Annotated in this window: 11 protein-coding genes; 5 read left to right on the forward strand and 6 right to left on the reverse strand. The window is 47.9% G+C overall.

Going from position 1 to position 12,955, the window contains the following annotated elements:
* Window positions 1–86: 86 nt before the first annotated feature.
* Window positions 87–1,607 carry a hypothetical protein gene (locus EA408_02740; protein TVR74446.1) on the reverse strand — a complete coding sequence of 507 codons (1,521 nt, stop codon included), beginning with the start codon at window positions 1,605–1,607 and terminating at the stop codon, window positions 87–89.
* 401 nt (window positions 1,608–2,008) lie between these two features.
* Here EA408_02740 and EA408_02745 point away from each other — a divergent pair, with 401 nt between their 5' ends.
* On the forward strand, window positions 2,009–3,127 hold the full coding sequence (locus EA408_02745; protein ID TVR74447.1) for an ATP-binding protein: 1,119 nt from the start codon (window positions 2,009–2,011) through the stop codon (window positions 3,125–3,127).
* Between the two features lie 113 nt (window positions 3,128–3,240).
* Here the strand turns inward: EA408_02745 and EA408_02750 are convergent, their stop codons facing one another.
* A complete protein-coding gene (locus tag EA408_02750; GenBank protein ID TVR74448.1) occupies window positions 3,241–4,080 on the reverse strand; it encodes a polysaccharide deacetylase in 840 nt (279 codons plus the stop codon).
* Window positions 4,081–4,174: 94 nt separating this feature from the next.
* Window positions 4,175–4,840: a hypothetical protein gene (locus EA408_02755; protein ID TVR74449.1), complete on the reverse strand. Its 666-nt coding sequence runs from the start codon at window positions 4,838–4,840 to the stop codon at window positions 4,175–4,177.
* Window positions 4,841–5,007: 167 nt separating this feature from the next.
* On the opposite strand from EA408_02755, the gene EA408_02760 reads away from it, so the two are divergent.
* Window positions 5,008–6,330: a hypothetical protein gene (locus EA408_02760; GenBank protein TVR74450.1), complete on the forward strand. Its 1,323-nt coding sequence runs from the start codon at window positions 5,008–5,010 to the stop codon at window positions 6,328–6,330.
* Window positions 6,331–6,424: 94 nt separating this feature from the next.
* On the opposite strand, the gene EA408_02765 is transcribed toward EA408_02760, so the two are convergent.
* The 3 genes from EA408_02765 to EA408_02775 all read right to left on the reverse strand — a co-directional run bounded on the left by EA408_02765 (window position 6,425) and on the right by EA408_02775 (window position 10,428).
* Window positions 6,425–7,759, reverse strand: a complete 1,335-nt coding sequence (locus EA408_02765) for a TldD/PmbA family protein (GenBank protein TVR74451.1) — start codon at window positions 7,757–7,759, stop codon at window positions 6,425–6,427.
* 27 nt (window positions 7,760–7,786) lie between these two features.
* Window positions 7,787–9,313 (reverse strand): TldD/PmbA family protein, encoded by a 1,527-nt coding sequence (locus tag EA408_02770; protein TVR74452.1) that lies wholly within the window; start codon window positions 9,311–9,313, stop codon window positions 7,787–7,789.
* Between the two features lie 311 nt (window positions 9,314–9,624).
* Complete coding sequence (locus tag EA408_02775; protein ID TVR74453.1) at window positions 9,625–10,428, reverse strand: DUF2797 domain-containing protein; 804 nt, start codon at window positions 10,426–10,428, stop codon at window positions 9,625–9,627.
* Window positions 10,429–10,862: 434 nt separating this feature from the next.
* Here EA408_02775 and EA408_02780 point away from each other — a divergent pair, with 434 nt between their 5' ends.
* The 3 genes from EA408_02780 to EA408_02790 form a co-directional block, all read left to right on the forward strand.
* A complete protein-coding gene (locus EA408_02780; protein TVR74454.1) occupies window positions 10,863–11,477 on the forward strand; it encodes a PspC domain-containing protein in 615 nt (204 codons plus the stop codon).
* Between the two features lie 16 nt (window positions 11,478–11,493).
* The gene (locus EA408_02785; GenBank protein ID TVR74455.1) at window positions 11,494–11,838 is read left to right on the forward strand and encodes a PadR family transcriptional regulator; all 345 of its coding nucleotides are present in this window, start codon (window positions 11,494–11,496) and stop codon (window positions 11,836–11,838) included.
* 12 nt (window positions 11,839–11,850) lie between these two features.
* The coding region (locus EA408_02790; GenBank protein TVR74456.1) for a PspC domain-containing protein at window positions 11,851–12,955 on the forward strand (1,105 nt) is incomplete at its 3' end.

Below are 12,955 nucleotides of genomic sequence, written 5' to 3' on the forward strand. Positions count from 1 at the left end.
AATAACTAAAGAAAGTGCTATATTTTTACTAATTATTTACTGTGAAATTTCTACTTTACAAAAAAGTGTTAAGCTAATAAGGATACTCATTTTAATATTAACTTCATCTGTTGGTCAAGGGTTTGTCGGTCAAGAACACCGGTGTAGTTGAAAACTTTCATGTCAAATAAATTCTTTTTCCCAAACTTCGTCCAGTTTTCAGCAACATATTTTAGATTGGATGCTGTAATTACTGCAACATCTGTATCAGTATCTGTAGAGTATTTCAATTCCCTAGCTGCTTGAGTACAAGCGTCTCTATCCACATTGGGCACAATCACAAGAAATATGTTGACCCTTTTCGTGGATTCTCTTATATACCTTTTGAACTGATTTATATGTGATTTAGGAAACTTGTAAACCGATTCCTTGCCTTTATTATCCCATAAAAGGAGCTCACCATTCTTCATTAGTATTGCTCCGTCTGCATGGTCTACTCCTTCAAGTTGAAGTGGCTCTCTATTGAATTTATTTTCAAACATATAGGTTGTTGCTTTCTCAAAAGCAGATTCCATGTCTCTATCTCTCTGGATTATTTTCAAGCCCAGTAAGGTTTTGTTATCTCTTGCGGCCAGTTCTTCAAAGTATTGATAATAAACCGCTCGCTCATCCTTTGACTCTTCGGGTTCTTTATTGGTAAGCGAGCAATAGAAGTCTATAATCCTGTTAATTTTATCATCCTTGCTTCCACTCACCTTAACTCCTGGTAAACCTTTGCATATTTTAGTAATATCAGATACTTGAAGTGCGCCCAGAACTTCAGATGGCTTTGTGCCTACATGAATAAGTCGTTCTGCTTTTTCCTGTTTGGAGCCGGCAACAGGTAACTCTTGATTTGTTAAAGCAGTATATAATTGCTTGCTTGAAAGTTTATCATAAAGGTTGCGTTGTGCATCAGATGTCATCTCAAAACCAAGGATTGGTTTTATATGAATGGCGATCTCATCAGGCAGCACAACAACATTCCCGTTGTCCATTTTATTACAATAGAACAGGATCCCTCTAGATTGCAGATAGCGTAGAGCTTCGTTAAACTCATCCAAGCTATGCGTTTTATTGTTGCTTTTGGGAAACTTTTTCAGCCTGGTTTCAACAAAACGCTTTTCAATTCTGCTGATTTTTAGCTTCATTCTGAGTTTTTCAAGAAGCACAAATTCAAATTCATTAATATCATCATCTTCAAGAGCAACTTGGAGAACAGTTTGATATATGTCAATAGCATTGTCATCAGAATAACTAAAAGCATCTTCCTGCCCGGCTCTTTTTATAATATCTTTCTCATAGTTAATTATCATATCATATAGAGAGATATCACTAGCCTTCATATCTGGCAACTCCAACAGAATTGTCAATATCTCTTCAAACAATATCCTGGTTGCTCTATTCACATGACGTAGATTCAGAGAAGAATTAATGCGTTCTTCGCTTTCCAGTTCATTCTTATTCTGTATGATTTGCTCTCTAAGCCGCTTTTCATCTCCTTTTGGAACACCTTCTTTTAGTATACTGTCAATGATTCTACCCAAATACATCTTAGACATATACGGTAAACAATCTTCTACTTTCATGTCTTCTAATTTTTTAAATATTTCAGGTTATTTCTTAACGAATAAAGCCGTTTATCAAAAAGAAATGGTGCCTGTTTTCAAAAAAAACAAATGGTTTATTCCGTTTATAAACTTAATATATAATTGTTTGATAAACAAACGTGATTAAATAATGACATAAATTGCAAAAGTCAAGACTTAACCTAACGGCCTAGAAAACAGCCGCATACATATTATGCTGTTAATGTCATTCCTGCCACAGCAGATAGGGATAGCTGTTTCCTTCATCAATATTCCAGATGGTGGTTAAATTCCACCCGCCTTCCGCGGCATTTATAAACCATTTAAGATATTTGCATTTTTGATATATTGCGATTATATTAGCTAAAAATTATAATAAATGGCCAATACAAAACCTGAAAATGATAATAAGGCAACTTGAAAATGTAATAAAAAGTCGCATTAATTCAGGAAAAGCCATTGTCTTGCTTGGTCCAAGGCAAACAGGCAAAACCACTTTGCTTACAAAAATTGCATCGGCAACTGGTGATTTCCTGCTGCTGGATTGTGATGAGGTACTTGTACGCGAGAGGCTGGAAGATGCCAACTTTGAAAATCTTAAGCAGCTTGTTTCAGGTCATCGTCTCGTATTTATTGATGAAGCTCAGCGGGTTAAGAATATAGGACTTAGCCTGAAGATAATTACTGACCGGATTAAAGGCACTCAATTACTGGTTAGTGGCTCATCATCATTGGAAATAGCAAATGAGATCAATGAACCTCTAACGGGGAGGAAATGGGAGTATTTACTGCTGCCAATCAGCTGGTATGAATTTCGTACCCACTATGGATATCTGAAGGCCCGGCAACAACTGGAGCAGCGTTTGATTTATGGTATGTATCCCGATGTAATCAATCAGACAGGAAATGAAGAGGCCGTTTTGAAACAGCTTAGCAGCAGCTATTTGTACAAGGATCTGCTGGCGATACGATCAATACGCAAGCCAGAATTATTGCCCAAACTTTTAAAGGCACTAGCATTACAGCTGGGTAATGAGGTTTCGAATAATGAGCTTGCCAATCTCCTGAGGGTAAACAAGGATACTATAGCAGCCTATATTGATCTGCTGGAGAAAGCCTTTATCATCTTCCGACTGGAACCTTTGAGCCGGAATTTACGAAATGAGATAAGTACAAACAGAAAAATATATTTTTACGATAATGGTATTCGAAACGCCCTTATCTCAAACTATAATCCACTTAACCTGCGTCAGGATACAGGTATTTTATGGGAAAATTTTCTGGTTAGTGAGCGTTATAAATATCTAATGAACAAACAGGTGGATGCCAATACTTACTTCTGGCGCACTGCACAGCAGCAGGAAATTGATTATATTGAAGAGAGGGGAGGTAAAATATATGCCTATGAGTTTAAATGGAATGTAAAAGCAAAGGCAAAATTCTCGAAAACCTTCACTCAGGCGTACCACCCCGAACAGCAAATTGTAAACAAGGATAATTTTGAGCAATTCCTGATGTGAAGAGTTTGTAATCGCAAAAAATTCTAACCACGGAGCCCTGTCCATGTTTCACATTTCCTCCCGGGCCGGGAACAAGGCCACATTTTTCATTGGGATACCTGACACCAAGTGAGTTACTCTCCCCTCTGCCCGGTAATGTATGTGGCAATGTTACCGACATTATCGATCCAGATGCCGTTGGCCGGATCGGAAGCATACCTGCAGATTGCCTCAATCGTTTCCAGGTAGGATGTCTGGCTGCCCTGGTTATCTGTTTCGTGTCCGGCAAGGATCAGCCAATGGCCATTGTTTCTGGCATTTTCGATGAGGATGAGTATCTGTTCGAAGGATTTGCCGTCCAGCTCCATACCGGTCAGTTGTGCCATGTCGCAAAAAGAGGGATCATTCGGAGCCTCACCAAGCCATCCACGGCCGGTGCGGAACATAGAGGCTACAACGGGCACATAGCTCCTGGTATTCATGCCGCGGCCGACAAACGTCTGCCCGCATGGGTACGCAAATGAAACCGGCTGAAGACCCAGTAATTCATATATGAGCCTGTTGGCAGAATCGAGTTCCTGCCTCATCTGCTCCTGTGTATAATTCTCGAGGGCTCTGTCCCTGGCCCACAGGAAATTGCCGGAACAGGGATGGTACAGGGAGTGATTTCCGATCTCGTGCCCGTTGCGGGCAGCCTGCTTCCATGCATCCAGACGCTGCATCATTGCACCGGGTGATACGTAGAAAGTAGCCTTTACATCATATTTATCAAGTAACGGTATACCTTTGTCTGCCTGTGAAAGGCGGGCATCGTCAAAGGTAAGGCTGATAGCCATCTCTATACCTTCGGGCCATGAAAAATCCGGTATTACACCTGGTGCATTGTCATGGTAATTCTGAGAGAAGGAGGCTGTTATTGCCAGGCTGAACAAAATTATTAACGGGGCTGATGTTTTATAGTTATTGATGCTCATTATCACGATAATTTAAACTTGATCAGTTCTCTTGCGGGCCCTTAGTTTCTGCCAGCCTGCGGGCAGAATTTATCATAGAAAGAATGGCCCGGATCTATCTGAAGAACACCCCTATGGTCAGCTCGAGCCGGTTGTAGAATGTAGAATAGTTCATTACAACACCGGTATCTGTATGGGTGCGGTCTGTGCGGAGCTCCTGGTACCTGTACCCGGCCTGCAGGTAGAACCTGATATCATCGTCGCCGGGCAGCAGTATGCCGGCACCGGTGCCAAGCATGTACCCCCCGAGGCGGTCGAATTTATAAACCGGACCGTCATCTCCTTTCCCGAGTGGGAAAGAGTAACCCGACCTGAAGAACAGGTATGGGTGGTATGTCCTGTCGACCTGCAGATGCAGGTGGATATTACCGTATATTGGTGCCGCCATGTATTCGAGCAGGTCCATCCCTGTGCCGAGTCCGAATGAAAAGTACGGATTCACCCTGGATGCTGCAAGAAGGGAAAAGACCGACAGGGCCGCAGGGTCGCCGTGGTGACTCTTGCCGGCAAGGAATCCTGCTGAAGCCTGTGAAAAGAAGCCGGAAGGGTATCCCGGCGAACTGTCATTTGCGGCCGGCTGGTCACCTGGCTGAGCGCCAATTAGCACAGGGCAGGTGAACAGCAATACGGCTGTTATGATGATCCCCCTGATACTGCGGCAGCGGCAGGGCGCAGAGAGATCATCTGGTTGTATGGCTCGAGTTTGCTGGAGGGTTTTCATTTGTCTGCAGGGTTGTCATTTGTCTCATGAATTATGTGCCCAAAATAAAGATGCAGAATTTGTATAAAAAGTTGCAACTATTTTTAAACAAGTTGCATCTTTATAATATATTATATAGTTCGTAAATCTTGACTAATATACTGCATCATCCCCTTAAACCAAAAAAAATGTCTTCAAGCAGACTTTTTGCCATTGTCTTTATTGCCGGACTGTTAACGCTGGCCGGCTGTGAGGACAGGAAGTACCAGGAATATGACATTATGGTGCCGGTCTATATGTCGTGGGAAGAGCTCAGGGAATCAGTTGCCCTGGTTCCTTCTGCCGAACTTTCGCGTCCCGGGAAGATATATCTGCATAAGGGACTGATCTTCGTAAACGAATATATGAAGGGAATTCATATTATTGACAACAGCAACCCTGCTGCTCCCGCAGCGGCAGGGTTTATAAACGTGCCGGGTAATATAGACATGTCGGTAAAGGGCCGGTATCTTTTCGTCGACAGCTATACCGACCTGGTTGTTCTGGATATTGACGACCTGGAAAATATACGGGAAGCAGGAAGGCTGAAGGATGTGTTCCCGTATAGTATCCCCGAAACTGAAGAGCCCGGATTGCCGGCCGATCAGGTTTACACTGCCAAAGGTGTTGTTACCGGATGGGAGATGGAAAGGCGCAGGGAGAGGGTGACAAGCCAGCACTGGTATCCGTCTCCCGGATGGTTTGGATCAAAACTCTACTATACCGGTTACATGCAGTTGTCGGGTGGAACGGGGGGCTGGCAGGGTACCGGCACGGCTGCCGGCAAGGGGGGATCGATGGCAAGGTTCGGCATTTTCGATAACTACCTTTACGGGATCGAAGACAGGAAGATCAATGTTTTTAATATTGCAGATCCCGCAATGCCTGTGAAGCTGACGTCTCACGGGGTAAATTCTGTAATCGAGACCATATTTATTCTTGGTGACAAGATGTTCATAGGGGGCCGCAGTAGCATGTTTATCTATGACCTGGCCGAGCCGGCATCACCTGAATATGTGTCTGAATACACACACATTACGGCATGCGACCCCGTGGTGGTGGAAGATGATATAGCCTATGTGACCCTCAGGGGAGGCACCATCTGTGGCGGGGGTATCAACCGGCTCGACATAATCGATGTAAGCGATCTCAAACAGCCTGAGCTGATAGCCTTCCACTGGCTGGATGAGCCTTACGGACTGGGCATAGACAATGGTATCCTCTTCCTTTGCGAGGGTGAGAATGGTATGACGGTTTACGACGCCGCCAACCCTTATGCGATAAAAAGCAATATTATTAAGGAATTCCCCGGGATACATGCATGGGATGTAATTCCGGCGGGAGGCATATTGCTGCTGATAGGTGATGACGGACTATACCAGTATGACTATTCCGATGTTTCGGATATACGCCTGGTTAGCCAGATCCCCGTGAACCAGCAGGGGCCGGCCTCCACCGTTGACCTTCCCTGATCAAGGGGTACGGCCTGTGCGGAGCTCCTGGCACATTTACCCGGCCTGCAGGCAGAACCTGATGTGATCGTCGCCGGCCGGTGTGTTGCCCTGATCAGGCTCCTCCTATCTGCATTTCGGCCACCCTGAAAGTAGGTGAGGCGAATGCCCTGTTCATGTCAATGTCATTGCCCATCATGTCAATCCCGTTAAGGATCTGCGAGGCACTGCCCGCGATGGTCAGTCCTTCAACAGGATATGCAATTCTGCCGTTCTCTATCCAGAAGCCTGTGGCGCCGCCGCTGAAGTTGCCGTTAACGGGGTTGATGCCGTATCCGGTTACTCCCTTCAGAAGAAGTCCCCGATTCGTGGCTGCAATGATATCCTCCTGGCTGTGGTCGCCGGTGCCCAGATAGAGGTTATGTGTGCCTATGCCGGGGAGGCTGGTATATCCGCCCCTCGAGGCATTACCTGTGCTTTCTGTGCCGGCCCTTGCGGCCACCTGTGTGTTGTAGAGGAAACCCCTGAGTACGCCGTTCTCAACGAGCACCCTTTTTCTTGTCGGCACTCCCTCGCCGTCAAACGGTGAACTGCCCGATCCTTTCGGAACGGTGCCGTCGTCGGTGATGGTAAGGAGCGGAGAGGCGAACTGCTGGTTCATGGATTCCTGCAGGAAGCTGGCCCCCTGGAGCACCCTTTCGCCGTTGATGGCAACAATGACGCCCCTGAGCAGCGATGCGGCCACCGATGGATCAAATATAACCGCCGTTCTCTGTGTGGATACCATACGCGGGTCAAGAAGCTCCCACGCCTTTTGTGCTGCACTTTCAGCAATCTCTTCAAGAGGCTCCAGGTCGGCAAAGAACCTGCGGCTGCTCGACTCAAAGCCCGTACGCCTCTGGTCCTCTTTTTGGGCCACCACGCCCACTCCCACTGAGCACATTGATGATTTATAGGTTTTGGATATGCCGTTGGAGTTGGCGATGAACACCTCGCCCTCCCTTTCGCCCCAGGATGCTCCCGAGCTGTGGGTAATCTTCGGGTCCTTCATGGCCATCTCCTCCAGTGCCAATGCCATGTCAATCTTCCTGTCCATGCTTACCCTGGCAATCTCCGGGTCATACAGCCCCTCAACATCGGTAAACCCGGTATCTGAAGGGAGAACATTGCTGTCGTCGGGAGTGGTGAGCCTTGCAAAGGCTATGGCCCGGCTTATCGTGTTATCGAGGGCGCTGCGGCTGAGATCATTGGAATGGCTGAATCCCATCTTGCCGTCTACCATAACCCTGAATCCGATACCGCTTGATGAGGCCTCCTGGATTGTCTCAATATCGGCGTTGCGTACCCTGACGGAGAGGTTCCTGCCGGTCTGAAGATAAACCTCTGCGGCATCTGCCCCCTGGCGAAGGCACCTGTTAACCAGTTGTACTGTTAATTCCTTGTAGTCCATATGGTGTTGTATTTTATTTATTCAAAATTATACGCGGCTTCCGCCTACATTGATTCCCCTGATACGGAGTGTTGGCTGTCCGGCCGTTACTTCGGCCGACTGTCCGCCCTTCCCGCAAATGCCTGGTCCGAAATCGAGGTCGTCACCCACGGCATCGATATTGGAAATTACTCCCATGCATGATCCTATGAGGGTAGCCCCCTTGACGGGGGTTGTTTTTTTACCGTTCTCGATGAGGTAGGCCTCACGGCAGGTGAAGTTGAAAACACCGGTTACCGGGTTCACGCTTCCGCCACTTAGGCTCTGTACATAGAGTCCGCTTTTTGTCGAGGCCAGTATATCGGCAGGTTTGTCGTTGCCATTCTCTATGAAGGTGTTGGTCATTCTCGGTATGGGAATGTGCCTGAATGTTTCCCTGCGGCCGTTGCCTGTACGTTTCATGTCAAGCTGATTGGCGCTCAGGATGTCGGTCATGTAACCCAGGAGAACGCCGTTTTCGATGAGAACGTTGCGCTGGGCCTGTGTCCCCTCATCATCGTAGTTGATGGTGCCCCGCATGTGGGGTATGGTACCGTCATCGACCATTGTGAAGTGCTCGGTGGCCACTTTCTGTCCAACCTTGCCGGTAAATGCACCTATTCCCCTGGCGATATTGTCGGCCTCCAGCGGATGCCCCACCGCTTCATGAATGAGCACTCCGCCCCAGCCGTTCTCCATTACCACATCCATCATGCCGGCCGGTGCATCTTCTGCTCCCAGCATGGCGATCGATTCCCTGGCCGCCCGCCGGGCGACAGACTCGGGGGTGTTTCTTTCAAACATCTCAAATCCTGCATGCTCGCTGATACGCTCGCGCGACATGTGCCTGTTGGTGCCGTCGTCGCCCATTGTCTCAACGATAAAGAACATGAGCGGCAGCTCATCGCGAAGGTACAGTCCCTCGCTGTTGGCGATAACCCTGCCCCTTGTCTGGTCGTAATAATCAATCTTTGCCATCCTTATGCGCGGGTCATAGTCCATGGCAGCCTGGTTGGCTCTCTCCATGATCTCGATCCGCCTCTCGTCGGCAATCTGGTTCAGCGGCTGCTCCACCGTAATAAACGATTCACGTTCGGCTCCTGCGATGTTCACGGGAGTGATGGTGTCGGTGTTGCGGGCAATGTAGGAGGCCACCTCGGCCGCCCTCATCAGGTTCTCCTCTGTGATCTCATCGGTATAGGCAAACCCGGTCTTGTCGCCAACAACGACCCTTACCCCGGCGCCCTGCCTTATACCGTAAAGGCCGCTCCTGAAAAGCGACTCCTCCATTATGATCTGTCTTGATATCCGGTTCTCCAGGTAAACATCGGCAAACTCACCTCCCTGGGCCAGTGCCTTTGCAATTACCTTGTCGAGAACCGACTTGTCTGTATCGAGTCCCGGTCCACCGTTCACGGCGGGACTGCAGGAGATAAGCTGGTTCATAAGGGCGGGTGTGGCAGCTACCAGCAGTCCCCCTTTCATGCTCATCTCCAGAAATTTCCTTCTTGGAATGGTTCTAACGGGTTTCTTCATTTGAATATATTTAGATTTGATTTATTGTCTTCCGGACCCTGCCATGAGAAAAAACTCACGGAAAGTTTACCGTTAAAATAACGGCACATCTGCAAAAATATGTTTTTATGTCATACCAACTGGTAAAAATCCGCGCTTTAAGGATGTTTTTAAGCATAACGGACTGACGCCGCTGCAGCCTGCCGGGTAATCATCTGCCTCCAGCCTGCACTGCCGGTCAGCTATTCTGCTTTGCAATCGTTTCGGGCAGCCGTATGTGCCTCCAGCCTGCACCGCCGGTTAGTTTGTTCGCCCCACTGCCGGCGACCCTGTCAGGCGGTTACCATCCGCACCTTGTATCCGTTGTGTTTCCTGATGTTCAGCACCCTCCCCCCGTCAAGTAACAGGTACTGGCCCTTTATTCCCGTCAGCGTGCCCCTTATCTCCGGTGTTTTATCGAATGTGAGCGAAACTATTTTTAAAGGGTATTCCCTTACGGGGAAGTTAACGCTGGTGACCTCATTGTCGTCAACCAGGTAACGGCCGAACCTCTCTTCAAGAATTGCTGATGCCCGGCGTTTCTCCTGCGCCAGGTCGGGCTTTTCGGCCTGCCTGTTCATAAGCATGTTGCGCCAGTTTGTCTTGTCGCGGAAGTGGTCCTTAAGGAACACCTCGATGGTGCCGGCGGTATAACGGTCGGGCGCCCTGGCGATCCTGACAGCCCGTGTGGCCCCCTGGTCTATCCACCTGGTGGGGACCTGGGAGAACCTGGTAACACCCACTTTCAGTCCGGTAGTATCTGACAGGTAGACTATGTGTTCCTGCAGGCAGTGCTTTTCCGACCATTTCATGTCGCGCGATATCCCCTTGTGGGCCTCGCAAAGCTCGGGGTGCAGAATACATTTATCGGTTTCGGGAGAATTGAGAAGGCAGGGATAGCAGTATCCCTGTGCGAATGATTTGCTGGTTTTCCGTCCGCAGCCAATGCAGTGGATCTCTCCCAGGTATTCGAGCGACAGCTCGCTGCCTATAAGAACATTCATATCGGCGTTCTCTTCCCCGAAAGGGAGAGAATAGGAGACCGGATCGGTCAGCGCCGATCTCATCTTTCTTATGTTGCCGGTATAGGTAGCCATGATGATTGTTTTTTAACCGGTTGTGCAGGGGCGCGGCGGGTCAATGCACCAGCCGCCGGCCCGGATGACTGTTACCAGTGATTTCTGCTGCCAGCCGGATGACTGTTTCCGGCGGTTTCTGCCGCCGGCCGGATGACTGTTACCAGCGGTTTCTGTCGCCGGCCCAAACCAGGATGACTGTTCCCGGCGGTTTCTGTCGCCGGCCCGGATCAGAATGACTGATACCGGTGGTTTTTGCCGCCGGGCAGCATCCGGATAAAAATAGCAAATTTTTTTCAGAAGGCAACAGTCAGGTGTTCAGAGCTTAACAATCTGCCGGGCAAAATAATTTAAAAAAATTTAGTACTATGTATTGCATAGTAATATAAAAATGATATATCTTTGCAATGAATATAAGCATGCAATGGCAGGTATTATGAATATCTATAATAAGTATGAAAAAAACCATTACAATAAATCTTGGAGGCACGGTCTTCGCCATTGACGAAGATGCCTACGAACTGCTCAGAAAGTACCTTGACCGGATAGAGAACCATTTTCCTGATGAGGAGGAGAAGGGAGAGATAATGAATGATATAGAGGCAAGGCTTGCAGAGCTTCTTGCCCAGGGCCGGTCGTCTGTTGCCAGTCCGGTTACATTTAAAGATATTGAGTACGTCATTGGTGTGATGGGCAATCCTGAAGATATTGCCGAGAATGCCGGTGGCGATGAAAATGGCGGCGGGTCTGATGCCGGTGCCGGCAGCCATGCTGCAGGAGGGAGCCGCAGGATATACCGCGATGTTGACAGCCGGGTGCTTGGCGGAGTGTGCAGCGGGATTGCGGCATACTGGAACGTTGATGTGGTGTGGATACGGATAATTTTTATAGTTCTTACCATTGGAATGTTCTCGGGGGTGCTGATATATTTAATTCTGTGGCTGGTTGTTCCGCCGGCGGTTACCACTGCCCAGAAGCTGGAGATGAAAGGAGAGGCGGTCAATATCTCAAGCATTGGCCGGGCTGTAAAGGAAGAGTTTGAGAATGTAAAGAAGAACCTGAAGATCTGAATTAAAATCAAAAAACATGAACGTCGAAAACACTAAAGCGCAAATGCGGAAAGGGGTGCTTGAGTATTGCATACTGTCATTACTTGCAAAGAATGATGCATATGCCTCAGACATCATAAATGAGTTGAAGGATGCCAGAATGATAGTTGTAGAAGGCACCATGTACCCACTGCTTACCCGTCAGAAAAATGCGGGTCTGCTGAGCTACAGGTGGGAGGAGTCGCAGCAGGGCCCTCCCAGGAAATACTACACGCTTACCGAAAAGGGTAAGGAATTCCTTGTAGAGCTGGACAAGTCATGGGAGGACCTTATCACTGCGGTAAATTCAATTAACCGGAAAAGGAGCCGTTCAAAATCATAAAACCCAACTGAAATGAAGAAAGCAATAAAAATAAACTTAGGCGGAGTGATCTTTCATATTGATGAGGATGCATATGAGAGGCTCAGCAGCTATCTGAAATCGGTCGAACTCTACTTCAGTAAAAAGGATGGGGGCAACGAGATTGTTGACGACATTGAAGCCCGGATGGCCGAACTTTTCCAGGCAAAGGTTTCTGAAAAGAAGAAGGAGGCGATAACCCTTGAAGATGTGGAAGAAGTAACTTCAATAATGGGCGATCCAAGTGAATTTGTTGAAGAGGCTGAAGAGATTGCAGGCGAATCTGAAGGCGGTGCAAAGAAGGCCAGGCGGACAACAAGGACTTCAAAGAGGCTTTACAGGGATCCTGACAACTCTGTGCTGGGAGGCGTTTGCGGGGGACTTGGCGCCTATTTCGGGATCGACCCGGTTATATTAAGAATTCTGTTTGTCATCCTGTTCATCCTGGGACGTGGTGTATGGGGAATTGTTTATATCGTACTGTGGATTGCCATACCCAAGGCCATCTCCATAGCCCAGAAGCTTGAGATGAGGGGAGAGAAGGTCACCATCTCGAATATAGAGAAGGGTGTCAAACAGGAGTATGAGGATGTAAAAGCCAACTGGAAAAACATTGAGAAGAGCGAAGGCTACAAAAGGACGCGCTCTTCGGTCGAAGAGATTTTTCAGGTTATAGGAAGGATATTCCTGGTCGTTGCCAGGATAGTGCTGATACTGGTTGGTGTGGCACTTGTGTTTGCCGGTTTTGTGGTTCTGATGAGCTTCCTTGGGGTGTTCTTTTTCCAGTCAACCATCTTCAGCATCGGCTGGTTCAGCGGCAGTTTTTTCCCTCTGAGCCAGTTCCTGTCGGCTTTTGTTGAGCCGGTCAACCTCACCGTATTCCTGGTTGCTCTATTCTTTGCCGTGATCATACCGCTCGTGTCGATCATATACGGCGGCATTAAACTTGTATTTAATTTAAAGGCGAAAGACGGGGGACTTGGTGTTGTTGCATTGGTGATATGGGTTGCAAGCATTTCGGTAATGCTTTCCCTGGGGTTCATCGAGTCGAGGAAATACGCCTTCGGCGGGGTGTACCAGGAGAATGTTGTGCTTACGG

The organism is Marinilabiliales bacterium (assembly GCA_007695015.1).
Lineage (GTDB): Bacteria > Bacteroidota > Bacteroidia > Bacteroidales > PUMT01 > PXAP01.